We start from the raw sequence: 24,761 nt of genomic DNA, 5'->3' as shown, positions 1-24,761 counted from the left end.
TTTTGCCTACGATGGGTATTTTAAGGTGTTCTCTACCCTGCTTGCTGACTTTCAAATTATTTTCGAGCGCGATCCAGCAGCACGTAACTGGCTGGAGGTGTTATTTTTCTATCCTGGCTTACAAGCAATCTTATTGCACCGGATAGCACACAAGCTTTACAAAACAGGTATTCCGTTTATTCCTCGTTTGATTTCTTTTATAGCACGATTCATCACAGGAATTGAGATTCACCCAGGTGCAGTCATTGGACAAGGATTTTTTATCGATCATGGCATGGGAGTTGTGATCGGAGAAACTGCAATTATTGGCAATGATGTTCTCCTTTACCAAGGAGTAACACTCGGTGGTACAGGTAAAGAAAGTGGCAAGAGACACCCAACCTTAGGCGATAATGTTGTAGTTGGTGCTGGTGCTAAAGTCCTGGGCAATATTGAAATTGGTAATAATGTACGGATTGGTGCAGGTTCAGTAGTCCTGCGTAATGTCCCTTCTAATTGCACAGTTGTGGGTGTGCCAGGACGTGTCATTTATCGCTCTGGAGTCCGTGTCGATCCTCTAGAACATGGTAGTTTACCAGATTCAGAAGCAGAAGTCATTCGTGCTTTGGTTGATCGGATAGAATCTTTAGAGCAACAAGTAGAGAAATTACAGCACAAGCAAGCTCCTGCACCTGTGTATCATATCTCGATCGCTGCGGAAGATATCAGTGACGCAGCCGAAAACGAACATGACAAGATACCAACAACTCAAGGCGCAGCTTGTCAACTAAAAAACAAAGCAATTCAAGAGTTTTTAGACGGTGCTGGAATTTAAACACTTTAAGGATTGATTTCTTGAGTAGACCAAGTGCAATTGCTACTGCGAGTATAAAGATATCTATTCTGAGGTTCACCACGTAGTTTTAAGTGATCTACCTCGATAGGTTCGAGTAGCAGCAGGCAAAAATGCGGTAGAGGTTGCGTTGTATCTGGTGGAGGAACATCAAATCCTGTATTTGCTCTTGGTTTTCCTGGGTGAGGAAACGCAAAAAGTAACCGCGCTGCATCGCTAATTTCACGCCAGGTATCTTGACGTGCTTGCTGTAGAGTTGTATCCGAGCAATCCTCGTCAATTAAATTCAAGTAACCACCGATGCGAAACTGTTCGCGGGTATCAATAAAATACCAACACGCTTCTGCCCAAGGTTGATAGGCAATTTGTTCGGGTTTTTGCGTACGTGCATCAACAATGAATTTTAATTGATCGGTATCTTTAAGAAAACCGCGAAACACAACAGTACGATTTGCAGGGCGATTATCCAAACGTACTGTTGCAAGTTGTAAGTAGCGAGATGGTTGCCGATTTTTATGCAAAGCACTCGCAAGCGGCGATCGCCAAGGAGTCACAAGTTTTTCCAAATACGTTTACCTAATGCCATCATGCCTTAACAAACAAGAAATGATGTATTCAAAGACTATCAGGATCAATTCCCCTCTCTAGTAAACGTGCTGCGAGTCGCTGCGCACGTTGTTCAGCTAAAGTTGCTCGTTCGCTTGCTTGCATTGCTAGTTCTTCAGGAGTCAGTAGGCGATTTCCAGCGGCGTCGTACCAATAAAGCCATTCACGTGTCCATCCTTGATGTGTTCCTTGATCTTGCCCGATCCCCAAGCCAATTTCTGGCATACAATACGGTTCATCAGTTTGTAGTACGTATTGCCCGTCAACGAGGCGATAAATTTCTAGCGGTGGCTTTTTGCGGCGCTTTCCACGTCCAGGAGCATAAATAACGTAGTACAAAATTCCCAAGCGAGCATAATCAATCTTTTTGCGTTCGTACTCACCGCTATACGTTTTAGAAACAACTTCTAACGCTAGTAGCGGAAGTTTATTATCTTCTTCCCACAAAAATAACTTAAACGCCCTTCTTCACCCACAAAGCGATCGACACCCAAACTTAAAAAACCATTAGGAACAATTGCTAATTCTCCTGGGGCGTCGTAAATTCCCATATCAACACCAAAGAACCAATCGCTGCGATTTGCCCACACGAACGCTAAGATAGCTGCTAAAAGATTGGGAATCAGATTTTGTAGTTCATTGTCCACCGGCGTGTCATCAGAATCAGGCAGTTCAGCAGATGTGGGCAATTGCCGTGGGTCGTACTGTACCATAACCGCCTCTACACGAGCATTAAGTGCAACTCAATGTTTAAGATCTTAGCTTGATGAGCAATTCAGAGCACTACGCAATTATGTTGATACACCGGACTTCGTAAACCGCTACAAATAGCGTAATCAATGGGAAAATGCAACCTCTTAAACACTATATATGAACAACTGTGTGATTTAAAGATTAAATACCCAAACTCTTGAACCACTTCGTGAATATCGCGTATAGTCTTAATCTGTCCCAAACCAACACCACTTTTCTATGGTTCGAGAGCTTGAGCGCACTAATCAAACTAGCCAGTTCCCTGAAACTGCCCCTGCTGCTAATCCTGTATTTTTCAGAACGTATAGCCGTCGCCAGCTGAATGGTAGACGCGAAAGCTGGGAAGAAGTATGCGATCGCACGCTCAAGGGTTTAGTTAAGTTGGGCAAACTCACTGATACTGAAGTTGCTATCCTCACTAAAATGCAGCACCAGATGAAAGCGCTTCCTAGTGGACGTTGGTTATGGGTTGGTGGTACAGAATGGATCGAAAAGCAAGAAAATTTTTCTGGAGCCTATAACTGCACGAGTACCAACGTTACTGACTGGCGGGCGTTTGGTTTGATGATGGATCTCGCAATGATGGGTTGTGGCACTGGTGCTGTTCTCGAACCGCAATACATCAATCAGCTCCCACCAATTTGCAATCGCTTAAACGTGACAATTACTGGAGAAATTGGGATAACACCAGCACTCGAACGCAAAGAAAACACCGAAATTCAGATTTCTGGTAACGATATTACAATTTATGTCGGTGATAGTCGTCAAGGTTGGGTTAAATCGTATCAAACACTTCTCGAACTATCCAGCGATGCACAATTTGCAGGGGAAGTCAATGTCCGCATTGATCTTCAGAATGTCCGCCCAGCGGGTGAACTTCTCAAAGGCTTTGGTGGCGTTGCTAACCCGATCAAGCTACCAGAACTATATCAACGCTGTGCCGCGATTCTCAATAAAGCTGTAGGACGCCAACTCAACTCTGTAGAATGCTGTTTATTAATCGATGAAGCTGCTGTAGTGGTAGTGGCTGGCAATGTCCGAAGATCAGCTGGAATGCGCCAAGGTGACAGTAACGATGAATTATTTGCCAATGCCAAAGGTAATTTGTGGCAACAAGATGAGAATGGTAACTGGCGAATTGATCCTGAACGCGATGCGCTACGAATGGCAAATCATACGCGCGTTTTTCATCGTCAACCAACTTTAGATGAATGTGTTGATGCCGTACGCAATCAATATTATTCCGGCGAAGGGGCAATTCAATATGCGCCAGAAGCGATCGCCCGTGCTAACGCAGATATCTTAACAACTCCCGAACTCAAAACCGGATTTATCCAAGCTTATTCCCAAGGTAAAGAACAAGCAAGAGCATGGTTGCGCGATCGCTTTAATGAATTTCCACCTGAAGAAATCGCACATCGACTGTCAAGATATGCCCTAAATCCTTGCGGAGAAATCGTTGGCGCAAATTTCCATTGTGTCTCAGGAGAAACTTTGTTAATTACCCGCCAAGGTATTCATAAAATTAAAGATATTGTTGGCGAAGAAGTTGAAATTTGGAATGGTAAACGCTGGAGTAAAGTTGTTCCATTTCAAACTAATACTGGGCAGAAATTATATAGAGTTAGATTTGGTGATGGCTCTTATTTAGATGTCACAGAATACCATCGATTCTTTGTTAAAGATAGATTTGGTAAAAGCTATGAAGAAGTCCAGACAAAAGATTTATTATCGCATAGCAAATACTCAATTCATACAGAACCGTTTGTAATTGAATATCAAGATGGAGAAGCTATTGATCCTGCGTATGCTTATACATTAGGAGTAGCTGTAGGTGACGGAACTTTAGATCGGAATGGCAACGCAAAGATCAGACTATACACCAAGAAAGCTGAACTTTTAGTTTCTGGAAAAAAATCGCCTTTAAGAAACTATGATTACTTGCCTTCTTTTGTAGACATTACTGACTTAGGGTTTTCAGGAGAACTCTTATATCGCTTGAAAACACAAGCTGATGCGTTAAATATAATTGGTTCATGGAACAAGCAAGCAATTCTTGCTTTTATAGCTGGGCTAGCTGATACCGATGGTTCTAATACTCAAGGAAATGGCATTAGAATTTATATTGCTGACTACGAAAGAGCGCATCGATTACAGCTACTTTTAACCAAATGCGGACTTCAGTCATCGGTAAATATGATGGCTCGTAAGGCATCTGCAACAAACTTAGGTAAAAGATCGCAAGATCTATATTATTTGCAGATTACTGATTGCAATCAAATTCCTTGCCAGAGATTGGATACAAGTAAAGGATGTAAGCCTACAGCAAAAGGAAAATGGCAAGTCATCAAAAGCGTGGAAGAGTTACCAGGCGATCACAATACTTATTGCTTCAATGAACCAGAATTCCATAAGGGAGTTTTTGGCAATACTTTAACTGGAAATTGCAATTTGTCTGAGATCCATCTCAATCAAATTGACCCGAATAATCAGCAAGAACAAAGAGAAGCATTTACCGCAGGTGCACTATCGGTTGCGGCATTATTAAATCACAAATTTATTGAACCACGCTATCAAAAATCGCGCGAGTTAGACCCAATTGTTGGTGTATCTTTTACAGGATTATTTGACTTTTTTGTTCGTGCTTTCGGTGTTGATTGGCTACATTGGTGGACAGCAGGAAGACCAGAAACACCACAAGGCTTAGAGTATAAACAAAAAGAGCAAGAATATCTTAGTAAGTGGAAAGAAATTGTTCATCAAGTGATTTGGGAATACTGCGATCGCCACAACATTAAACGCCCGAACCGCTGTACTACTGTACAACCTTCAGGAACAAAATCTTTACTGACAGGTGCTTCTCCTGGTTGGCATCCTCCCAAAGCGCAACGCTTTATTCGCCGCATCACATTCCGCAGTCACGATCCTGTGGCGTTGGCTTGTATTGACTATGGTTACAACATTATACCATCGCAATCGGATAAAGATGAAAACGGCAATCTACTTAACGATCCGTTCGATCCGCGTTGTACTGAGTGGTTAGTCGAAATTCCTGTAGCTGTACCTTGGGCAGATTTACCAGGTGCAGATGAAATTGATATCAGTCAATTTAGTGCGATCGCTCAAATGGATTTCTATATGCAAGTCCAAAAGTATTATGTCTCGCACAACACTTCCGCCACCATCGAACTACGGGAAAACGAAGTTGAAGCTTTGGGTACTCACATTTACGAGACAATTCAAAATAATGAAGGCTATATCTCAGCTGCGCTACTAGCACGATTCGACGATCATCAAACTTTCCCTCGCCTACCCTTTGAACCAATATCTAAACAACAATATGAGCAACTAATGCAACAAGTCAAAACACAACGTCGCACCAACGTTTTTCAGTCAGCGTTAATTCAATACGACGCCAAAGACTTATCAGAGGTAGGACCTGCAGGTTGTGACTCTGACAAATGTCTGTTCTCAGACCAAAAACCTAATTGAGCAGCCACGCGCTAGAATACAAAGCAATCGAGAACATAGGAAAAATATATGTTTGGAGACGAACTAAAACCAATTTTCCAGCAGTTGACTCAACACCCAGGCTCTTTTTTAGGTGGTTTCGTTTCTGGCTTGTTGCGGCTAAATCTTGGAGAAGATCCAGTCAAAAGTTGGCTCGATCAACAGCTAGGTTACACCACCTACGCATCGCCAACGAGTCAAGCACAAAATGGTAAAAGTGGTCCCCAGTCAATATCAATTGAGTAATAAGTAGGTGCGATCGCACCTACTTTGCTATTAATATGGCTTTAGTTCAATCTATACACAAATATAATTTTTTCTTATAAATTATATTTTTAGAGTAACGGTAGAAAGACTTGCTACTCAAATATTTGGATTTAGACATCGTTAGAGAATTTAAACTAAATACAAAACATACAATCTTTGTAATGCAAGTAACCTTTGACAACTGAGTGGATAGGATATGATAAAACCGTATGCGTAAGTTCAGTCCTATCATTGGTTGAGTTTTAGACACTGCCAACTCAGTTGCTAGTTTTGAAATTCATCACTGGTAAATAAGACGTACTGTACTTTTGGCAAGCCTCCTTGACAAAGTTGGAAGTTGTCTTAACTTAACTGAACTTCAGCTTCTGTTCAGACTTACGTGATCGATATGACTATTTACGTTGGAAACCTCTCCTACCGCGCTACAGAAGACGACTTGAGAGCAGTATTTGCAGAGTATGGTACAGTCAAAAGAATTGTCTTGCCAACAGACCGAGAAACTGGTAGGATGCGCGGCTTTGCCTTTGTGGATATGACAGAAGATGCTCAAGAAGATGCCGCAATTACGGAATTGGACGGTGCTGAGTGGATGGGACGTCAACTGAGAGTCAACAAAGCAAAACCGCGTGAAGAAAATAATCGACGCAATGGAACTGGTATGAGGAGAAACGAGTACTAGTCACCCTTGTTACCGCTAGTGAGTAAAAGCTACATCTGCTAACACTTAACTAGACTTTGAAAAAGCAAAGCTGCTCCGGCAAGTTATGGAACACAGACAAGATACCATAACAAGTCGGTTATTTTTATTGGAGAATTTAACTAAAGTTGCCAACAAATAACTATCTGTTGACTTTATCTTTCTTACCTATGGTAAATCATGCATTTTTATAGTTTAAACTAGCGCTGTTTTCACCAAATTTGTCATAAGTATGGCACTCTGAAGAACAGAGAGGAATATCTAAATTTTTCGCAAGTAACCAGCGAACAGCGTTATGCAAACCTTGCCTACTCCATCAACTACTATTAACCCTATCTCTGGGTCATTAACTGATACCACGATCCATCGCCGCAAAACCCGTCCAGTTAAAGTCGGCAATGTCACTATTGGTGGTGGCTATCCTGTGGTAGTGCAATCAATGATTAATGAAGACACACTTGATGTAGATGGCTCTGTTGCTGCCATTCGGCGCTTGCACGAAATTGGCTGCGAGATTGTCCGAGTTACTGTACCAAGCATGGCTCATGCTAAAGCTTTAGCAGAAATCAAGCAAAAACTCCATCAAACTTACAAATTTGTACCACTCGTTGCGGATGTCCATCACAATGGCATGAAAATTGCCTTGGAAGTTGCTAAGCACGTAGATAAAGTGCGCATCAATCCAGGGTTATATGTGTTTGAAAAACCAAAAACAGATCGTACAGAATACTCACAAGCCGAGTTTGACGAAATAGGTAACAAAATTCGGGAAACATTAGAACCTTTAGTCATTTCCCTACGCGACCAAGGCAAAGCAATGCGTATTGGAGTCAATCATGGTTCACTTGCCGAAAGAATGCTATTTACATATGGAGATACACCTGAAGGAATGGTGGAATCTGCTTTAGAGTTCATTCGGATTTGTGAGTCATTAGATTTTCAGAATTTGGTCATCTCGCTCAAAGCATCGCGTGTTCCTGTGATGCTAGCTGCTTACCGTCTAATGGCTCAAAAAATGGACGCATTAGGAATGGATTACCCCTTGCATTTAGGAGTAACTGAAGCGGGTGATGGTGAGTATGGTCGCATCAAGTCCACTGCAGGAATTGGTACTCTCTTAGCAGAGGGTATTGGCGATACTATCCGCGTATCGCTTACTGAAGCACCTGAGAAGGAAATTCCAGTCTGCTATAGCATCCTACAAGCACTTGGTTTACGCAAAACAATGGTGGAGTACGTCGCTTGTCCCTCTTGCGGTCGTACTTTGTTCAATTTAGAAGAGGTGTTACACAAAGTCCGCGAAGCAACGAAACATCTTACTGGTTTAGATATTGCAGTAATGGGCTGTATTGTGAACGGACCAGGAGAAATGGCAGATGCAGATTACGGCTACGTTGGTAAGCAACCTGGTTACATTTCTTTGTATCGTGGTAGAGACGAAATCAAGCGCGTTCCTGAAGCTCAAGGTGTTGAAGAGTTAATCAATCTCATCAAATCAGACGGACGCTGGGTCGAACCATAAAAATTAGGAGTTTTGAGTTTTGAAAATGAGTAAAACTTCTTCAATTCATAACTCAAAATTCTTAATTCATAGTTTTGCGTAGCAGCGAGAAAAACAGTAAAGTAAATTAAGAATAATGAAGGAATATTGAAGAATATTGATCCTTCGTAAATTTTTGAATTTTAGCCCCCCGACCCCTAGTATCCGAACCCTATTCACTGAGATCCTGTGTTACATTGAGCATACTTGAATTGCATTTTCCCTACGACTTTTGCAGTCATTATGGTCATTTCAAAACGTGGACTTGTTCTGGGTGCTACAGCAGCAATGCTGACAACGGTTGCAGTTGCCGGCGCGGGAATTCACTCGCGGGGTCAGGCTTTCTTTCAAGAAAGTCCTAAAGAATTAGTAGATGAAGTCTGGCAGATTATTGACCGTCAATATGTAGACGGTACATTTAATCAAGCTAATTGGCAGGCTGTACGCCGAGAGTACCTTAACAAGTCTTACAACAGCAAAGAGGATGCTTATAAAGCCATCCGAGAAATGCTCAAAAGACTAGATGACCCATATACTCGGTTTATGGATCCAGATGAATTTAAGAACATGCAAGTTGAGACTTCTGGGGAACTGACCGGAATTGGTATTCAAATTGCCCAGGACGAAAAAACAAATAAATTGACTGTAATTTCGCCCATAGAGGACACTCCAGCTGCAAGAGCAGGGATTATAGCAAAAGATATCATTCTTCAGATTGACGGTCAAAGTACTGAAGGCATGGATATTAATCAAGCGGTATCTATGATTAAAGGAAAACCAGGTACTCAAGTCCGCTTGACAATTCAGCGAGAAAATCAGCAAAGAGAATTTCAAATTACACGGGCGCGAATCGAGTTACACCCTGTTCGCTATAGTCAGCAAACATCTCCCACAGGAAACTTGGGTTATATTCGTTTGACTCAGTTCAGCGCTAATGCTGCAACAGAAATGCGTGATGCCATTAGAGATTTAGAGAAACAGCAAGTTCAAGGATATATTCTGGATTTACGTTCTAATCCTGGTGGTTTACTGTTTTCCAGTGTAGAAATTGCCCAAATGTGGTTACAAGATGGCACGATTGTCTCTACAGTTGATCGCCAAGGAAAAAGAGACATTGAAAAATCTAGCCACCGCGCCCTGACTGATAAACCTGTTGTAGTTCTAGTTGATGGTGGTTCAGCAAGTGCAAGCGAAATACTAGCTGGTGCTTTGCAGGACAATAACCGTGCTGTGGTAGTAGGGACAAGAACATTTGGTAAAGGCTTAGTGCAATCGGTACGGGGATTAGGAGATGGATCGGGTTTAGCAGTGACAATTGCTAAGTACTTTACCCCTAACGGTCGCGATATCAATAAAGCGGGTATTAATCCTGATGTGGTAGTCGAACTCACCGACCAACAAAAAGAATCGCTAGTTCAAGATCGAGAGAAAATTGGCACGTCCGCCGATCCTCAATTCTCTACAGCTTTAAACGTGTTACAAAAAGAAATTGCTGCACAACGCGGTAATCGAGCAGTCGTTACGCCGCAGTAGGCTTAACAATCTATTTTGTTTACATAGGTTGGCACTTACCCGCACGAATTAAACCTATCCGTCGTGCGAAAGCTTCCTCTTGAGAAGAAAAAGGTCCCCAACGGTCTTTAGCTGATACATGTAGTTTGTCATCAGTGCGATCGCTTGGTACAACTTCGCAGTGACCTGTCGGACGTTTAATAATATACCAAGCTTGTGGATGGTTACTCATACTTAGGATGGGGATTAGGGATTGGAGGTCGGAGGTCAGACAGAGGTTAGGGTTAAAAGTTTGTTAGGGCAATGGTTCTGAGCATCTTGAGTGCCTTAATTATATTAACCATTGCCATAACGAAAAGATAAAACTAAGGGTTATAGAAAGCTTGGAAAGAGGTTCCAAGCTTAGAAATCTTTCATTTAAAAAACCCTGACCTCCGATCCCTGACCTCTGAACTCTTCTTCAACGATGATTATTGCCGTTACCGTTAGTCGTCGAACAAACTCTTTCAGCTAGCTTTTCGGGAACTTCCTGAAGATGGTGATATTGCCAATGGAACGAACCAACACCTAAAGTAAGCGATCGCAACTCGATGATAAAGCTGTGCATCTCAGCTTGTGGTAAGTAAGCAGTTACGTTGTCCCAGCCTTGCCAATCGCTTCTACCTTCGTAACCTAAAATCTGTCCTCGACGTCCGCTGAGAAGTTGTAGCACCTTAGAGGTAAATTCATTTGGCGTCGTCACTTCAATAGAGACAATTGGTTCGAGTAGCGTAGGTTCGCCTTGCGGTATTCCTGTTTGCATGGCAATCCGTGCAGCTTGCTTAAATGCTTGTTCGGAACTATCTACACTATGGTAAGAACCATTTGTGAGTGTAACAGCAACATCCACAATCGGAAAGCCTAAAGGTCCATGCGCAAGATACTCGCGCACCCCTGTTTCCACACCTGGAATATACTGCTTTGGTACGACTCCACCAACAATAGTTTCCTTGAAATCAAAGCCTTCACCCCGTGGTAATGGTTTAATTTCTAAATACACATCACCAAACTGTCCGTGACCGCCACTTTGATGTTTATAACGCCCATGTACCGAAGAAATTGGTTTACGAATAGTTTCTTTATAAGGTACTTGTGGCAAATGCGTTGTCATGGGCAAATTGTATTTGCGCCGCAAGCGATCTAACGCAACTTGCAAGTGAATTTCCCCTTGACCCCATAAAATCACTTCGTGCGTGTCACCGTGCTGTTCCCAATAAAGTGCAGGATCTTCTTCTAAAAGTTTACTGAGTGCTCCACTTAGTTTTACCTCGTCATTGCGTTTTTCAGGAGTAATTGCTAAAGCATATACTGGATCTAAATGTTCAGCTTTAGGCAATTCTGATGCTAGTTCGCTATTTGATGACAGCGTATCTCCTGTACTAATTCCTTCTAGGCGCGAGAGTGCCACAATATCGCCAGCTTGCGCTTCGGTGAGTGAGGTCGTTTGTTGTCCCATCAAGCGATAAATACCACCAGCACGCACTCCATTGAGGACGATACCGTCGGTTAACTTGCCTTGCCAAACTCTGACTAAAGAAAGTTTGCCACCTTGAGGAGTGTAGTAAGTTTTAAGAACCTGTGCTAGTGGTGCTTCGCTGTGTAAAACAACGCCGCGATGTTCTGCGGTTGTCTCTGGTGTTGGTGCTTCTCGTAGAAGTGCTTTGAGGAGCGATCGCACGCCAGAATCTTGTTCAGCAACACCAAAAAATACCGGAACAACTAAATCTGCTCCTAGTTCAAGCCGCATATCTTGCACTATTTCTTCTTGCGGCGGGTTAATCTCTTCTAGCAGTTCTTCTAACAAGTGATCGTCAAAGTTGGCGAGTTCTTCCAACATTTGGGCACGTGCTGCTTGTTCCTGTTCTTTAAATGCTTCAGGAAACGGAATTGGATCGCAAGCTGCTCCTGAGTGATATTGGTAAGCTTGCTCGCTCACTAAGTCAATAAATCCTGTAACTTGTTCGCCTTGCGTAATTGGACATTGGTGTGGAACAATCGGTCGGCTAGAAATTGATTTTAAGGCGTGCAACATTTCCATAAAGTTGCTGTTGCCTTTGTCCATTTTATTGACGAAGACTAGGTGAGGAATTTCCCAGTCGTCTAAAAATTTAAATATTGGTGCGAGTGTAAGGAGGCGTTGCTTTGATTCGTTTGAATTATCATTCGTTGGTTCGCAAACAACAATCGCCGCATCGACACCCATCAGAGCATTGTAAGTTTCTTGAGCAAATTCTATTGAGCCAGGACAGTCAATAAAATTAAAGCGTACTCCGTTATACTCTGTACTGGCAGCATTCACTTCTACACTCATGTGGCGATCGCGAGCTTCAGTTGAACTATCTCCTACCGTATTGCCGTCGCGAGTACTACCTTTACGAGAAATTGCTCCAGTGACGAAAAGTAAACTTTCTAGTAACGTTGTTTTGCCACTTAAATATGGGCCGACAATGGCGACATTGTGCAAGCCCATGTTTCCTTTTTCGTTCATAAAATCCTCCTGAGCTACTTTGCTCATGAAAGCGCTGCATCTTTTTAATTTGAGAAGCGATAATGATGCTGTAGGAAATTATCTGTTATTTAATCTCACTATTACCTATCTTTAATCAGAGCAACAAAAATCGTAGTCTCTTGTAAGATTTAGTTGAATATTAATTAAGCAAAACAAATTTTTATGCAAGACCTTAAACTTTTATAAAGGAATGTCAGAATTAAGATTGAGCGAACTACTTTTAAAATATTTAGTCGTATTCTTAATACCCGTACTAACAATAACTTCTGGTACTCAAGCGGGTTTAACTCTACCTTACCTAGCACAGACAAAGCCTCAAACGGCTGCTGATTGGGTTAATCAAGGGCTACAATTAGTACAAAAAAATCAACTTAAAGATGCGATCGCTGCGTTTGAAACAGCAGCTAAACTCGACCCTAAATTAGCACCAGCGCACTACAACCTAGGACTTGCTTTGCGGGAAACTGAACAACTCCAACCTGCTGCAGAAGCATTCTATCGTGCAATTCAAGCCGATCCAAAGTTTGCTTTAGCTTATGCTAACTTGGGAGCAGTCCTACTAGAAGGAAATAACCCCCAACAAGCACAAGACTTTTTACAAAACGCAATAGAACTTGAACCAAATTTAGGACTAGCGCACTACAATCTTGGCTTAGTCAAAGAGCAAATGCAAGATTGGGAAGGAGCGATCGCCGCATATAATACAGCACTAAAATACAGCCCAAATCTACCAGAAATTACTTATCACTTAGGTGTTGTTTATCTTCAACAAAATCAAGTTGAACAAGCAGCCACAGCTTTTCGTGAAGCAATCAAAACTAAACCAAACTACGCTGAAGCTTATTACAATCTAGGTGCGATTCTATTTAGGCAAGGCATTTTACAATCCGCGCTAGAAGCTTTCCGCCAATCTGCCTTAGCAAATAGAAACTATGCTAATGCCTACTACGCTGCTGGGCTAGTCTATATGCATCTAGGGCAATATCAAAGCGCACAAACAGTGTTGGAATCTGCTAAAACCTTGTATGCATCTCAAGGTAATTTACAGTGGCAAAAAAGTGCAGAAGAACTTCTACAACGTGCTAGTAGTCAAGACAATTAGCCTTTAGCAATGAGTCCACGCAGGTGCTTAGTTTGTGTAGCAGCGAATTCATTCGCCAAGCTAGTAGTCTTTTAGCAGTAGAGTCCACGAAGGTGGACTTAGTTTGTGTAGTAGCGAATTCATTCGCCAAGCTTGACAACCAAAGAGCAAATATGATATTTTAATATTAAATAAATAAACATCAAACAATAAATGGGAACGCGATATCATGGTACAAAAGAAGAAGTAAGAGCATTAGACGCGTATATTAAGTTAATACGTGCAGCAGACTCAGTGTCATCGCGTATTCATCGCCATTTAGATGAAACTAACTTGACAATTACACAATTTGGTGTACTTGAGGCACTGTATCACCTAGGTTCGATGTATCAACGCGACCTAGCCGCAAAACTCCTCAAAAGTGGTGGTAATATCACTTTGGTCATTGATAATTTGGAGAAGCGATCGCTAGTTAAACGTGAACGAGAACCGGACGATCGCCGTTGTATTAGAGTCAACTTAACAGAAGCTGGAAAACAGTTAATTAGCCGCATCTTTCCTACTCATGTAGCAGCGGTAGTTGCTGAAATGGCAACATTAAGTATGCCTGAACAGGAAGAACTTGGTCGCTTGTGTCGGCGATTAGGTAAAAAAGAATAAATATTGGCACTATTTTTTATCCAATTAGTTCAACGTTAAACTATTCAATTTAAAACTAAGGAGGAAGTGATGATTACCCTACGTCCAGGAAGCGATCGCGGTCATGCAAATCATGGTTGGCTAGATAGCTATCACACATTTTCCTTTGCGAATTACTACGATCCAGAACATATGGGGTTTCGGGCTTTGCGTGTCATTAATGAAGACCGGGTTCATCCAGGGAGAGGTTTTGGCGCACACGGTCATCGTGATATGGAAATTATCACCTATGTCCTCGAAGGCGCACTTGAACACAAAGATAGCTTAGGAAACGGTGCAATCATTACACCAGGCGAAGTTCAGCGGATGAGTGCAGGGACGGGGATTGTTCATAGTGAATTTAACCCTTCAGAAACTGATTCAGTTCATCTGCTGCAAATATGGATCTTACCGAATCAGCAAGGATTAGAACCGAGTTACGAACAGCGGATGTTTCCTCTAGCCGAAAGACAATCGCAACTGCGACTAATTGCATCGAGTGATGGGCGTGATGGTGCAGTCAAGATTCACCAAGACGTCGATTTGTATAGTTCAGTATTAAAAGCAGGCGATCGCTTGTCTTATCAGTTGCAACCCAATCGTTACGGTTGGTTACAAGTAGCAAGAGGTGCAGTTAATCTTAATGGTCACGCCTTGCAAGCAGGTGATGGTGTTGCTGTCAATGAAGCTGAGTTACTCAAAATCAGCACAGACAGCGGTGCAGAAATTTTGCTATTTGATTTAGCCTAATCAAGAATCCTGCATCAGCTGATTCGGTAGAAACCGCAGCTACACAAACAAAAGCTATCTTCATAGGTTTTATCACCCTTGTTGTTACGTTAGTCCACGAAGGTGGACTTGGTTTGTAAAGCCGTGACTTTAGTCACCAGGCGTTCGCAGAATTTAAGAGGTAAAAATGAAAATTTTAGTTGTTTATTACTCAATGTACGGTCACACCTTACAAATGGCAAAAGCTGTAGCAGAAGGTGCTACAATTTCGCAAGCCGAAGTCATGTTACGGCGCGTGCAAGAGTTTCCAGAAGTTGACAAAATTATCGATCAAAATGAGTTTGCTAGCCAAGTCCGCGAACAGCAAAAAAATATACCCGTTTGCACAGTTGATGATTTGCGCGAGGCTGACGCTGTAATTTTCGGTTCTCCAACGCGTTACGGTAATATGTGTGCGCAGATGAAGCAGTTGATAGATTCAACTACACAGCTGTGGCTCAATGGTGAAATGGAAGGTAAACCAGCAGGCGTTTTTACTTCCACGGCTTCGACTCACGGCGGACAAGAAACAACGCTACTAACAATGATGGTTCCACTGTTACACTTAGGTATGTTGATTGTAGGTGTGCCTTACTCTACACCAGGTATGATTCACACAGAAGCGCGTGGTGGTACTCCTTACGGGGCTACAACAATAGCAGGTGGAAAGGGTGAGTTGCAACCTAAATCAGAAGACTTGGAAATCTCAAAAGTATTGGGTCGTCGCGTGGCTGAGGTTGCAGCTAAGGTGCGATCGTAATTTTTGACTACCACAGCTATCTTGAGGCTATGGCTGTGGTGGTTCTGTATTTTACTTAACTCGGCTAAAGAAGATCGCAGCACCGATGATTAAACTTAGGAGTGCTAAAGGAACCCAAAGATTTGGTAGATCTGTTGTGGTCATGGATGTAACGATTCTAGTTTGAGTTGTCAGCTTTTTTAAACGAACCCCATTGGCGTAGCCTTCCCGCAGGGTAGTCACAGAGAACGCAAAGAAAAGAGATAGGGAGGAGTTTTTAGGAACAATTTGAGGTTGTTGTATTTATATAATGCAATGTTTGACAGTGCGATCGCTCGTGTTTAGTTCATAATACATGAATCAGCCGCATTATCGGAGAATCGCCAATGACATCTCCAGACACCGTGATATGGCTACAAGAACGAACGGCTTTAGGAATTCTTTCTATTGAAGTATTAGAAGCGATCGCGCAAGTTCTTGAAGAAGCAACTCTACCAGAAAACCATCCTCTCGTCACAGAAGACACGCCTCCAGAAGCACTTTATATTCTTAAACAAGGCAAGCTAGAAGGCTATCGCACCAATCAAAGTAGTTTAGCAGCAGCATGTAGCTTTCTGCCTGGAACTGTCGTTCACCTCCAGGAACTCTTATTAGATCAACCTGCACAACGTACAATCAAAACAATAACCGAAAGTCACTTTTGGGTTATTCCAGCGGCGCAGTTTAAACAAATTGTGGCGCAACATCCAGAAGTTACCCAGGTATTCTCGCGTCAACTTGTCCAAGAAGTTGCACAACTCACCTCAGCACTCTCTTACGAACAAGAACGTTCTCAAGCCCTACGTCCCTATTTAGTGACTAAAGCTCAACGCGGGATTGTCGGAACAAGTCGTTATGCAGTGCGTTTGCGTGCGGCAATTCGCGAAGCTAGCATGGAGCGCAACTCAGTGTTAATCTTTGGCGAACCAGGATTGGAGAAAGACAATATTGCGGCTTTGATTCACTTTGGTTCTCCACAGCGCAAACAACCAATTATTAAACTAAACTGTAGTATTCTCCAATCGAGTGGTGCAGATTTATTTGGTCGTGCAAGCGGTAAAGTCGGATTACTCGAATGGTTAGGAGATGGTACGCTTGTTCTGAACAATATTCAAGATTTACCAGCAGAGTTAGTTCCTTCGTTAGTACAGTTACTTAAAACAGGTACATATACCCCAGTCAGCCGTTCTGGAGAACCTACTCCAGCATCTCGGATTTCTCAGGCTCGAATTTTGATGATTTCCGAAAAAACTCAGTCTGCAATCGAGCGTTGCGCTGGTCAAGTTATCAAAGTTCCCCCGCTACGAGTACGTAAAACTGATATTAAAGCTCAAGCTGAGTATTACATTAGTCTCTACAGCCGCAGTCAAGGCATCCCTAAACCAAGAATTACATCAGAAGCGCTACGCCGCTTACAATCTTATGATTTCCCTGGTAATCTGCAAGAACTGCAAAGCTTAGTAGAAAGAGCAATTATTCAATCAGCAGGAGGATCGGAACTTACCGAAGAAATTTTCTGGTCAGCCCAAACGAAGAAAAAACAATTCCGTGTCAATCTACTAAATATGTATTCTGGATTGCGGCGCTTTCTGCGCAGTCCTTGGTATCCAGACCGGATCAATTATGGCTTTACTTTATGGTTTTTTGCTGTCGTTGTCATTATCCTCTTCGTTGGTCCGCAACATCGCAGTGAGAACTTTGCCTTAAATATGTTTTGGGCATGGTGGTGGCCTTTAATATTACTTGGTTTTCCGTTCCTCGGACGAATTTGGTGTGCCTTTTGTCCCTTCATGATATATGGGGAAGTCACGCAAAAGCTCTCTCTTTGGCTATTTCCACGACGATTAAAGCCTTGGCCGCGTCATCAAGCCGAAAAATGGGGTGGGTGGTTTTTATTTGGGCTATTTACTCTAATTTTCTTGTGGGAAGAACTTTGGAATTTAGAAGATACTGCTTATCTTTCTAGTTGCTTGCTATTGTTAATTACTGCTGGGGCAATGATTTTCTCAGCAATTTTTGAGCGCCGATTTTGGTGTCGTTACCTTTGTCCCATTGGGGGAATGAATGGGTTATTTGCCAAATTATCAATGATCGAATTGCGGGCGCAACAAGGAACTTGTTCGGCAGAATGTACCACCTATCAGTGTTACAAAGGTGGTCCGCAAAAAGGCGAAGGAATGGAAACAAATGGGTGTCCTTTGTACTCGCACCCCGCACAACTGGAAGATAACCGCGATTGTGTTTTGTGCATGACGTGTTTGAAAGCTTGTCCGCACCGTTCAGTTGAAGTTAACTTGCGTCCCCCTGGAATTGAATTATGGACAACACATGTACCCCGTTCTTATGAAGTAGCGTTGTTGTTTTTGCTTTTTGGTGGAGTATTTTTGCATCACTTACCAGAGTTGCAAGCAACTTTAGGATGGCATTTAGATTTAACGCAGTTCTTGCCACATTTAGGAGTATCGTTGGTCGCCCTATTGATTCCAGCGATCGCTGCACTATTGGTATACGGTTTGATGCAGCTATTGTATTTGTTCAGCAAGTTTATTAAACAAAGCAAATCTCATTTTGTTCCTAAGCCCAAACCTTTTATAGAGATAGCTTATGGTTATTTACCTCTTGTGTTAGGTGGAAATCTGGCACACTACCTAAGTTTAGGCCTGGGAGAGGCTGGCAAGATTGTTCCCGTAACATTAGCAACTTTTGGCTATAGCGGTCAAGGAATGCCAATTATCGTCGCGCATCCTGCTGTCACTGCATTTTTACAAGGAGTCACGTTAGTTTTTTCTGTATTGCTAACAATAGTGTTGACACACAAAATTACTCGTCAACCGTTACGTCTACTTTTACCGCAACATCTAGGAGCGATCGCCTTAACCGCAATGATTTGGATAATTGTTGTTGGTCGATAAGCAAAGGTTTAAAGCTAAGGCGGCGTTTCAAGACAAGTCGAAACGCCGCCCCATGTGTGTCTAGCTTCTTCTATCCGCGTTCAGGATCTTGCCAGATTATTTGCGTCGCCTCGGTAGAAGTTACGCGGAGAAACCCTTGAAGACCTTTGTGCTGAGACTAGGCGAGATCGAAGCGATCGAGGTTCATCACCTTGTCCCACGCTGCCACAAAGTCACGCATAAACTTCTGCTGCGAGTCCACAGTTCCGTAAACTTCCGCGAGGGCGCGGAGCTGCGAGTTGGAGCCGAAGATGAGGTCAACACGGGTCGCTGTCCACTTGAGTTCGCCGGTTTTGCGACTGCTCCCCTCGAACTCGTATTCATCCTCAGAAGTCGCTTTCCACGTCGTGCCCAGGTCAAGCAGGTTCACGAAGAAATCATTTGTCAGTGTTTCTGGGCGATCAGTGAAAACACCGTGTTTAGAACCGCCATTCGCACCCAGGACGCGCAAGCCGCCTACAAGTACCGTCATCTCAGGGGCAGATAGAGTCAGCAATTGTGCTCGATCGACCAGCAGTTCCTCCAGCGACTCGCTGTGTTTGCCACTGGAGTAGTTGCGGAACCCGTCCGCAGTTGGTTCAAGCACGGCAAAGGACTCGACATCGGTTTTCTCTTGCAAAGCATCCGCTCGTCCTGGCTTGAAAGGAACTTTAACTTCATGCCCCGCATTCTTCGCCGCTTGTTCGACTCCTGCACAGCCGCCCAGTACGATTAAGTCAGCGATCGAAACCTGTTTGCCGCCAGAGTGCGAGTTGTTGAACTCCTGTTGGATTCCCTCCAGGGTTTGCAGCACTGTTGCCAGTTGGGTTGGCTGGTTGACTTCCCAATCTTTCTGAGGCGCAAGCCGAATCCGTCCTCCATTGGCTCCACCACGCTTGTCAGATCCCCGAAACGTCGATGCCGACGCCCAAGCCGTTGAAACGAGTTGGGAAACCGATAGTCCCGAAGCCAGAATCTTCTCTTTGAGCGCGGCGATGTCCTGCTCATCGATCAACTCATGGGTAACTTCAGGGATGGGGTCTTGCCACAAGAATTCTTCTGCTGGGACTTCTGAACCGAGATAGCGCGATCGCGGTCCCATGTCGCGGTGGGTCAGCTTGAACCATGCCTTCGCGAACTTCTCTGCGAACTCATCTGGATTGTCGCGGTAACGCCGTGCGATTGGCTCGTAGATGGAGTCCATTCGCATCGCCATGTCCGCCGTGGTCATCATCGGGGCGTGCCGTTTTGACGGATCGTGTGCGTCGGGCACCGTATCCGCGCCAGCATCGCCCTGGGGCTTCCACTGCCACGCGCCAGCCGGACTCTTCGTCAACTCCCAGTCATATTTGAATAAGGTTTCGAGATAGCTGTTGTCCCACTGTGTCGGCGTGGGAGTCCATGCACCTTCGATGCCGCTGGTAATTGCATCGACGCCGACCCCCGTATTGAAGGTATTCTTCCAGCCGAGTCCCTGATCCACAATGGTGGCACCCCCAGGGTCAGCACCGACGTGCGACGCTTCGCCTGCACCATGACATTTGCCAAAAGTATGCCCACCCGCAGTGAGCGCGACCGTTTCCTCATCATTCATCGCCATCCGAGCGAAGGTTTCGCGAATGTCGCGCCCTTCGCCGACCGGATCAGGCTCACCGTTTGGACCTTCTGGGTTCACGTAGATTAGACCCATCTGCACAGCGGCGAGGGGATTGAGGAGTACCTGGTCGTCGTCGTAACGCTCTCTGCCGAGCCAAGCTTTCTCAGATCCCCAGTAAATGTCTTGCTCTGGCTCCCAGATATCCTCTCGCCCACCCGCAAAGCCGATCGTCTTGAAGCCCATTGACTCCAGGGCGCAGTTGCCAGCAAAGATCATTAGGTCAGCCCACGAGATTTTGTTGCCGTATTTCCGCTTAATCGGCCAAAGCAACATGCGTGCCTTGTCAAGGTTGGCATTGTCGGGCCAACTGTTGAGCGGCTCAAACCGCTGGCTACCCGAACCTGCGCCGCCGCGACCATCGCCGATGCGGTACGTGCCTGCGCTGTGCCACGCCATGCGAATGAAGAGCGGTCCATAGTGCCCGTAGTCAGCTGGCCACCAATCTTGCGAGGTGGTCATCAGCTCAAAGATATCTGCCCTCACGGCAGCTAGGTCGAGACTCTTAAACTCCTCAGCGTAGTTGAACGCCTCACCCATGGGATTGGACTGGGGTGAGTGCTGGTGGAGGATGCCCAGATTCAGATAGTTCGGCCACCAATCTTGGTTCGACGGCTTATGACGAGCTGTACGTTTCTGACCTGCACCCGTAAATGGGCATCCGCTCTCGCTGCTCATATTGTCTCCTGTCATTGAAAAACGCTCATCTACGGTTGCAAATTAGAGCTACCGCAGAAACGATTTAAACTATATAGCTATAGGTTTAATCATAGTCGGTATGACTTTGTTTTAGGGGACACTCTTAAACTATTGTAATAAGTGCGATCGCCATGGCTCGGAAACTTCCGCACGCTTTTAATTACCTTTTAACCCTGAATCGTAGGTCTCAAGTAGCGTCTCTGCTCTAATAGATAGACTGAACTTGCAGTATTTCTTGATGATTGCAATCAGCCAAAGAAAGTTGAGCGAGAAAAGATTTCCCAATTCAACAGATGGACAAAAATCTTTGGTTTTGGTTTGGTGTTATCTACTGCCAGTAAGTTTCACTGTTAGATAAGTATTGAGGTAGTTCTACCCCTAACACGTCATGGTTTTGTGGCAAAAAGCAGTGCAACCATCTGCACGCGCGACGAAACCTCAAGCTTACGAAATATGCGCTTCAACGCTTGCTTGACCGAATTCTCAGTAATCCAAAGCTCCTTTCCAATTTCTGCGTTGGTTCGCCCTAAAGCAACCAATTCGGCAATTTGCCATTCACGCGGCGTTAAGCGATCGCTTTGGTCATGCTGTTGTACTTCTACAGAAACACTTCGCAATCGCACTGTTGCCGCCCAAACAGACAAGTGCAAACAAATTGCACTCAAATCAGCAAGATTTTGTGTATCAAAAGCAAACATTGACTGTTCGCGAGTGCAGCCTACTACACCTATTAATTGACCATCACTTACGATTGGTCCTACCATGACGTGCCAATGATCCAGGCGGGGACAAATCATTGTCCAAACTTTAGGCGATACGACTAATGCTTCATGCACAGGAGCATGGCGCTCGACTAAATAACGCACAACTGGATTATGTTTGGTCGATAGTCCGACTTGTAACGTCTTCTGAAGATTGCGATCAGCTAAAGGAAGTTGATCGAAAAAAAAGATTCCCCGTCGCTTGGCTGCAAAATATTCACCAATTTTTGGCACGACTTGCGATCGCAGATCTTGTTCATCCTTGGCTTGCTGGATTGCTGTAAATAGAGCCTGCAAGGAACTTGTCATGCTAGCAGTAACAAAAAGAGTACTCGATCGAGGACTAGGCGAAGCTACTTGACCTCTTTTAATCTTAGCTAAGCGCGATCGCTAGGAGAAAAACAATGTTCCAATACGCTCACCCTGAAGTGTTAGTTGATACGCAGTGGCTGATGAATCATCTCAACGATCCGACTGTGCGTGTAGTTGAAGTTGATATGAGTCCAGAACCATACAAAAATGCTCGCATTCCTGGTGCAGTTTTCTGGAATATTTTTACAGATTTGTTACTACCCAACCTGCGCATAAATCTAGATCCAACCGCTATGGAAAAACTACTCGGGCGATCAGGAATCTCTCATGACACAACTGTAATTGCCTATGGTGGTTATCCTGGCACGGGTGCTTGGATCTTTTGGCTTTTAAAACTATTTGGACACGATCGCGTATATGTTCTTAATGGTGGCTATCAAAAATGGGTGGCGCAAGGGTGTCCATTGGCATCTGATTCACTAAATGTCGCGCCTACTCAGTACTATGTAAAACCTCTTGATGAGAATTTGCGAGTTTTACAACTAGAAGTTCAAGCAGCGCTAAACCGGACAGATTGCGTATTGCTCGATGTCCGTACCTCTCAAGAATACCGTGGTGAAATCTTTATGATGCAGCCGCCAGCAGGTTCAGAACGCGGCGGTCATATTCCAGGTGCTGTACACCTTGAGCATACCCTCACTCTCAATGAAGATGGAACTTTTAAATCAGCGCAAGAGTTACGCGCACTTTACACTAGTCACGGTATTACCCCTGACAAAGAAGTGTTTCCTTATTGTGCTATTGGTGGACGCTCTGCGTATACCTGGTTTGTTCTGAAATACTTACTCGGCTATCCTCACGTCCGAAATTATGATGGTTCGTGGAACGAATGGAGCCGTCTTCCTAATATGCCAATCGAGCAATAAGCCTGATATAGCGCACTACAATATCACAGATGACGAGCGATCGCGTCACCTACACAAAGTCAAAAGCGTTTTTGCGCTCTCAAATTTTGAAATTAAACTTGAAAATTAATGTGAATTAGACTGTTCTCAACTACTTGTCATATTTTCTCAATTAGTAGATACTAGTTGCTCTGTCGAATTTAGTGAAACTGGTGCTAGTTCTGCTTTTGAGGCATTTTCACAGGAAGTTGTAAAGTGGCGATCTATGACCTCGGGAATTTCTGCTGCTTGAATACGGCTATAACGAGTCTTATCAGGCATCACAATGTTGGGACCAGCTTTACACTGTTTCAGGCAACCTGTACCTTTGATGGCGACTTCATCTTCTAAACCGCGATCGCTCAATGTCGCCTGCAATGCTTGACAAACCGCTGTACCGCCCCGTTTCATACAGCTAGACTTTTGACAAACCAGAATACTTGTTTTCTTTTTACTTGGTGCAACTTTTGGAGAAACTGCGTTTTCTGGCGCTTGAGGCGTTGTGCGCGTCACTTGTTCAGCTTTGAGTTTTAGTTTTCCAGTCTTCAAGTCAAGCTTGCGCTCACCTAGCACTTGTACCCAATCACCTGGTATTAATTGCAACTCTTGCTGACGTAGTTCTTTGCAGGGTTTAATCCAGTATTCACCTTCGGCACTCGCTACACGCAAATATTTAAGCTTGTAGCCATCCTCTAAAACAAAATTCAAAAATCTTCCTTCTAAGGTAAATTCTGATACTCTTTTACTTTTAGACTTGCCCATATCTATGTACCTTGTATTTAATTTGTCTTAAAAGTTTTGTTCCCAGCAGTACTCTAGCCAGCAAATTAAATCATGACGAGACATTTTGAATTGTCTTGATACACTCCAAAGTTGAATGGCACTGTTGACATCAACAATATGAACTCGTAATGGCTGATTAGTGGCACACCAACAAGGAATTGCCAGCTCTTGTAGTCGTTGGTAAATTTGCCATTTATATGTACAGTGCACCTCCACTATCTCGCCAACATTCAGACTAGTCCCCGACCCCAAGACGACTTCCTCCATAAAGCTCCGTTAAGTGAACCCACCCGATTGCAGCAAATTTCCTGATGTTTAAAACGCAGGAAAATTTAACTTTAAATCTAGAATACATTAACTGCGAATAATTCTCAAAACTTTTGCAAAAAAAAAGCAAATCAGGTGGTATATGAAGCCTTTGTAAACGCTAAAGTAAAGCGATCGCAATGATCGCAGCCGTTATAGCGAACTAGAATGGTACTGGACGCTACGTTGAGCAGACTGATTCTTGCAATACAATGCTCAAAAAGAGAGGAGAACTATGGCTGAAGCTCAAACCGTATTACGTAATTTTGGGCAGGTTTACGACAACCCCGTCCTGCTAGATCGCTCAGTAACAGAGCCAATTTGCGAGGGCTTAAACGCTGCCTTAGCTAGCTTCCAGGCTTTGTATATCCAATATCAAAAGCATCACTTTGTCGTCGAAGGCGCAGAGTTTTATCAACTGCATCAATTCTTCAACGAAAGCTACGACGAAGTCCAAGAACACGTCCATGATGTCGGCGAACGTCTTGATGGAATTGGCGGTGTCCCCGCTGCAACATTTAGTAAGTTGGCTGAACTATGCTGCTTTGAACAAGAACCCGATGGCGTGTTTTCCTGTCGTCAAATGGTAGAACATGACTTAGCTGCAGAACAGGCGCTTATCGGTTTAATTCGCCGCCAAGCAGCCCAAGCTGAAAGTCTAGGCGATCGCGCTACGCGTTACCTTTACGAAAAAATTCTCCTAGAGACGGAAGAAAGAGCATATCACTTAGCTCACTTCCTAGCTCATGACAGTCTCACACTAGGATTTATGGGTAACGGTAATAGTAACTAGGGGTGAGGG

21 protein-coding genes and 1 pseudogene are annotated in these 24,761 nt (G+C 43.8%); 13 read left to right on the top strand and 9 right to left on the bottom strand.

The features are described 5' to 3' along the window. Positions 1-25: 25 nt before the first annotated feature. On the top strand, positions 26-814 hold the full coding sequence (gene cysE / locus CSQ79_RS22980) for a serine O-acetyltransferase (protein WP_099703448.1): 789 nt from the start codon (positions 26-28) through the stop codon (positions 812-814). A gap of 5 nt (positions 815-819) precedes the next feature. Here cysE and CSQ79_RS22975 read toward each other — a convergent pair whose 3' ends face one another. Then, complete coding sequence (locus tag CSQ79_RS22975; RefSeq protein ID WP_289501462.1) at positions 820-1,398, bottom strand: Npun_F5749 family FMN-dependent PPOX-type flavoprotein; 579 nt, start codon at positions 1,396-1,398, stop codon at positions 820-822. Positions 1,399-1,447: 49 nt separating this feature from the next. Continuing rightward, positions 1,448-2,151, bottom strand: a pseudogene (locus CSQ79_RS22970) (Uma2 family endonuclease). Positions 2,152-2,410: 259 nt separating this feature from the next. On the opposite strand from CSQ79_RS22970, the gene nrdJ reads away from it, so the two are divergent. The 5 genes from nrdJ to ctpC all read left to right on the top strand — a co-directional run bounded on the left by nrdJ (position 2,411) and on the right by ctpC (position 9,738). Further along, positions 2,411-5,683, top strand: a complete 3,273-nt coding sequence (nrdJ, locus tag CSQ79_RS22965; protein WP_099703446.1) for a ribonucleoside-triphosphate reductase, adenosylcobalamin-dependent — start codon at positions 2,411-2,413, stop codon at positions 5,681-5,683. Positions 5,684-5,731: 48 nt separating this feature from the next. Continuing rightward, a complete protein-coding gene (locus CSQ79_RS22960; RefSeq protein WP_099703445.1) occupies positions 5,732-5,947 on the top strand; it encodes a ssl0294 family protein in 216 nt (71 codons plus the stop codon). 409 nt (positions 5,948-6,356) lie between these two features. Further along, the gene (gene rbp / locus CSQ79_RS22955) at positions 6,357-6,647 is read left to right on the top strand and encodes an RNA-binding regulator (protein WP_015190968.1); all 291 of its coding nucleotides are present in this window, start codon (positions 6,357-6,359) and stop codon (positions 6,645-6,647) included. 313 nt (positions 6,648-6,960) lie between these two features. Then, positions 6,961-8,187 carry a (E)-4-hydroxy-3-methylbut-2-enyl-diphosphate synthase gene (ispG, locus tag CSQ79_RS22950; RefSeq protein ID WP_099703444.1) on the top strand — a complete coding sequence of 409 codons (1,227 nt, stop codon included), beginning with the start codon at positions 6,961-6,963 and terminating at the stop codon, positions 8,185-8,187. Between the two features lie 261 nt (positions 8,188-8,448). After that, complete coding sequence (ctpC, locus tag CSQ79_RS22945; RefSeq protein ID WP_099703443.1) at positions 8,449-9,738, top strand: carboxyl-terminal processing protease CtpC; 1,290 nt, start codon at positions 8,449-8,451, stop codon at positions 9,736-9,738. Positions 9,739-9,757: 19 nt separating this feature from the next. On the opposite strand, the gene CSQ79_RS22940 is transcribed toward ctpC, so the two are convergent. After that, positions 9,758-9,949 (bottom strand): hypothetical protein, encoded by a 192-nt coding sequence (locus tag CSQ79_RS22940; RefSeq protein WP_015190965.1) that lies wholly within the window; start codon positions 9,947-9,949, stop codon positions 9,758-9,760. Between the two features lie 228 nt (positions 9,950-10,177). Continuing rightward, a complete protein-coding gene (locus CSQ79_RS22935) occupies positions 10,178-12,244 on the bottom strand; it encodes an elongation factor G (protein WP_099703516.1) in 2,067 nt (688 codons plus the stop codon). A gap of 211 nt (positions 12,245-12,455) precedes the next feature. Here CSQ79_RS22935 and CSQ79_RS22930 point away from each other — a divergent pair, with 211 nt between their 5' ends. The 4 genes from CSQ79_RS22930 (at position 12,456) to wrbA (ending at position 15,552) form a co-directional block, all read left to right on the top strand. After that, positions 12,456-13,367 (top strand): tetratricopeptide repeat protein, encoded by a 912-nt coding sequence (locus CSQ79_RS22930; RefSeq protein WP_099703442.1) that lies wholly within the window; start codon positions 12,456-12,458, stop codon positions 13,365-13,367. Between the two features lie 192 nt (positions 13,368-13,559). Then, on the top strand, positions 13,560-14,006 hold the full coding sequence (locus CSQ79_RS22925) for a MarR family winged helix-turn-helix transcriptional regulator (RefSeq protein WP_099703441.1): 447 nt from the start codon (positions 13,560-13,562) through the stop codon (positions 14,004-14,006). 69 nt (positions 14,007-14,075) lie between these two features. Then, positions 14,076-14,774, top strand: a complete 699-nt coding sequence (locus tag CSQ79_RS22920) for a pirin family protein (RefSeq protein ID WP_099703440.1) — start codon at positions 14,076-14,078, stop codon at positions 14,772-14,774. A 166-nt stretch (positions 14,775-14,940) separates the two neighbouring features. Continuing rightward, positions 14,941-15,552 (top strand): NAD(P)H:quinone oxidoreductase, encoded by a 612-nt coding sequence (wrbA, locus tag CSQ79_RS22915; RefSeq protein ID WP_099703439.1) that lies wholly within the window; start codon positions 14,941-14,943, stop codon positions 15,550-15,552. A 51-nt stretch (positions 15,553-15,603) separates the two neighbouring features. Here wrbA and CSQ79_RS28405 read toward each other — a convergent pair whose 3' ends face one another. Continuing rightward, complete coding sequence (locus tag CSQ79_RS28405; RefSeq protein ID WP_289501460.1) at positions 15,604-15,774, bottom strand: hypothetical protein; 171 nt, start codon at positions 15,772-15,774, stop codon at positions 15,604-15,606. Between the two features lie 143 nt (positions 15,775-15,917). On the opposite strand from CSQ79_RS28405, the gene CSQ79_RS22910 reads away from it, so the two are divergent. Further along, complete coding sequence (locus tag CSQ79_RS22910; protein ID WP_099703438.1) at positions 15,918-18,482, top strand: sigma 54-interacting transcriptional regulator; 2,565 nt, start codon at positions 15,918-15,920, stop codon at positions 18,480-18,482. A gap of 157 nt (positions 18,483-18,639) precedes the next feature. Here CSQ79_RS22910 and katG read toward each other — a convergent pair whose 3' ends face one another. Together katG and CSQ79_RS22900 are read right to left on the bottom strand one after the other, a co-directional pair. Further along, complete coding sequence (katG, locus tag CSQ79_RS22905; protein WP_099703515.1) at positions 18,640-20,832, bottom strand: catalase/peroxidase HPI; 2,193 nt, start codon at positions 20,830-20,832, stop codon at positions 18,640-18,642. Between the two features lie 407 nt (positions 20,833-21,239). Beyond that, positions 21,240-21,923 (bottom strand): LuxR C-terminal-related transcriptional regulator, encoded by a 684-nt coding sequence (locus CSQ79_RS22900; protein ID WP_099703437.1) that lies wholly within the window; start codon positions 21,921-21,923, stop codon positions 21,240-21,242. Positions 21,924-22,018: 95 nt separating this feature from the next. Here CSQ79_RS22900 and CSQ79_RS22895 point away from each other — a divergent pair, with 95 nt between their 5' ends. Continuing rightward, the gene (locus tag CSQ79_RS22895) at positions 22,019-22,852 is read left to right on the top strand and encodes a sulfurtransferase (protein WP_099703436.1); all 834 of its coding nucleotides are present in this window, start codon (positions 22,019-22,021) and stop codon (positions 22,850-22,852) included. A 147-nt stretch (positions 22,853-22,999) separates the two neighbouring features. Here CSQ79_RS22895 and CSQ79_RS22890 read toward each other — a convergent pair whose 3' ends face one another. Both CSQ79_RS22890 and CSQ79_RS22885 read right to left on the bottom strand, forming a co-directional pair. Next, entirely contained in the window at positions 23,000-23,632 is a 633-nt protein-coding gene (locus CSQ79_RS22890) for a (2Fe-2S) ferredoxin domain-containing protein (protein WP_099703435.1), read from the bottom strand. Positions 23,633-23,659: 27 nt separating this feature from the next. Further along, positions 23,660-23,920, bottom strand: a complete 261-nt coding sequence (locus tag CSQ79_RS22885) for an Asr1405/Asl0597 family protein (protein WP_099703434.1) — start codon at positions 23,918-23,920, stop codon at positions 23,660-23,662. 274 nt (positions 23,921-24,194) lie between these two features. Here CSQ79_RS22885 and dpsA point away from each other — a divergent pair, with 274 nt between their 5' ends. After that, positions 24,195-24,752, top strand: coding sequence for a DNA starvation/stress protection protein DpsA (dpsA, locus tag CSQ79_RS22880; RefSeq protein WP_099703433.1), 558 nt, complete (start codon positions 24,195-24,197; stop codon positions 24,750-24,752). The last annotated feature ends 9 nt before the right edge of the window (positions 24,753-24,761 follow it).

The organism is Gloeocapsopsis sp. IPPAS B-1203, from assembly GCF_002749975.1.
Taxonomy (GTDB): Bacteria; Cyanobacteriota; Cyanobacteriia; order Cyanobacteriales; family Chroococcidiopsidaceae; genus Gloeocapsopsis.
Note: the sequence above shows the minus strand (reverse complement) of the source record. Positions and strands in the feature narration are given on the sequence as shown.

What these genes read in the sequence shown, in the direction of transcription:
- ctpC (WP_099703443.1), top strand. Translation starts at nt 8,449, where the DNA reads ATGGTCATTTCAAAACGTGGACTTGTTCTGGGTGCTACAGCAGCAATG.
- CSQ79_RS22900 (WP_099703437.1), bottom strand. Translation starts at nt 21,923, where the DNA reads ATGACAAGTTCCTTGCAGGCTCTATTTACAGCAATCCAGCAAGCCAAG.
- katG (WP_099703515.1), bottom strand. Translation starts at nt 20,832, where the DNA reads ATGAGCAGCGAGAGCGGATGCCCATTTACGGGTGCAGGTCAGAAACGT.
- CSQ79_RS22895 (WP_099703436.1), top strand. Translation starts at nt 22,019, where the DNA reads ATGTTCCAATACGCTCACCCTGAAGTGTTAGTTGATACGCAGTGGCTG.
- ispG (WP_099703444.1), top strand. Translation starts at nt 6,961, where the DNA reads ATGCAAACCTTGCCTACTCCATCAACTACTATTAACCCTATCTCTGGG.
- wrbA (WP_099703439.1), top strand. Translation starts at nt 14,941, where the DNA reads ATGAAAATTTTAGTTGTTTATTACTCAATGTACGGTCACACCTTACAA.
- CSQ79_RS22890 (WP_099703435.1), bottom strand. Translation starts at nt 23,632, where the DNA reads ATGGGCAAGTCTAAAAGTAAAAGAGTATCAGAATTTACCTTAGAAGGA.
- CSQ79_RS22940 (WP_015190965.1), bottom strand. Translation starts at nt 9,949, where the DNA reads ATGAGTAACCATCCACAAGCTTGGTATATTATTAAACGTCCGACAGGT.
- nrdJ (WP_099703446.1), top strand. Translation starts at nt 2,411, where the DNA reads ATGGTTCGAGAGCTTGAGCGCACTAATCAAACTAGCCAGTTCCCTGAA.
- CSQ79_RS22885 (WP_099703434.1), bottom strand. Translation starts at nt 23,920, where the DNA reads ATGGAGGAAGTCGTCTTGGGGTCGGGGACTAGTCTGAATGTTGGCGAG.
- CSQ79_RS22920 (WP_099703440.1), top strand. Translation starts at nt 14,076, where the DNA reads ATGATTACCCTACGTCCAGGAAGCGATCGCGGTCATGCAAATCATGGT.
- dpsA (WP_099703433.1), top strand. Translation starts at nt 24,195, where the DNA reads ATGGCTGAAGCTCAAACCGTATTACGTAATTTTGGGCAGGTTTACGAC.
- CSQ79_RS22935 (WP_099703516.1), bottom strand. Translation starts at nt 12,244, where the DNA reads ATGAACGAAAAAGGAAACATGGGCTTGCACAATGTCGCCATTGTCGGC.
- CSQ79_RS22925 (WP_099703441.1), top strand. Translation starts at nt 13,560, where the DNA reads ATGGGAACGCGATATCATGGTACAAAAGAAGAAGTAAGAGCATTAGAC.
- CSQ79_RS22910 (WP_099703438.1), top strand. Translation starts at nt 15,918, where the DNA reads ATGACATCTCCAGACACCGTGATATGGCTACAAGAACGAACGGCTTTA.
- CSQ79_RS22960 (WP_099703445.1), top strand. Translation starts at nt 5,732, where the DNA reads ATGTTTGGAGACGAACTAAAACCAATTTTCCAGCAGTTGACTCAACAC.
- CSQ79_RS22930 (WP_099703442.1), top strand. Translation starts at nt 12,456, where the DNA reads ATGTCAGAATTAAGATTGAGCGAACTACTTTTAAAATATTTAGTCGTA.
- rbp (WP_015190968.1), top strand. Translation starts at nt 6,357, where the DNA reads ATGACTATTTACGTTGGAAACCTCTCCTACCGCGCTACAGAAGACGAC.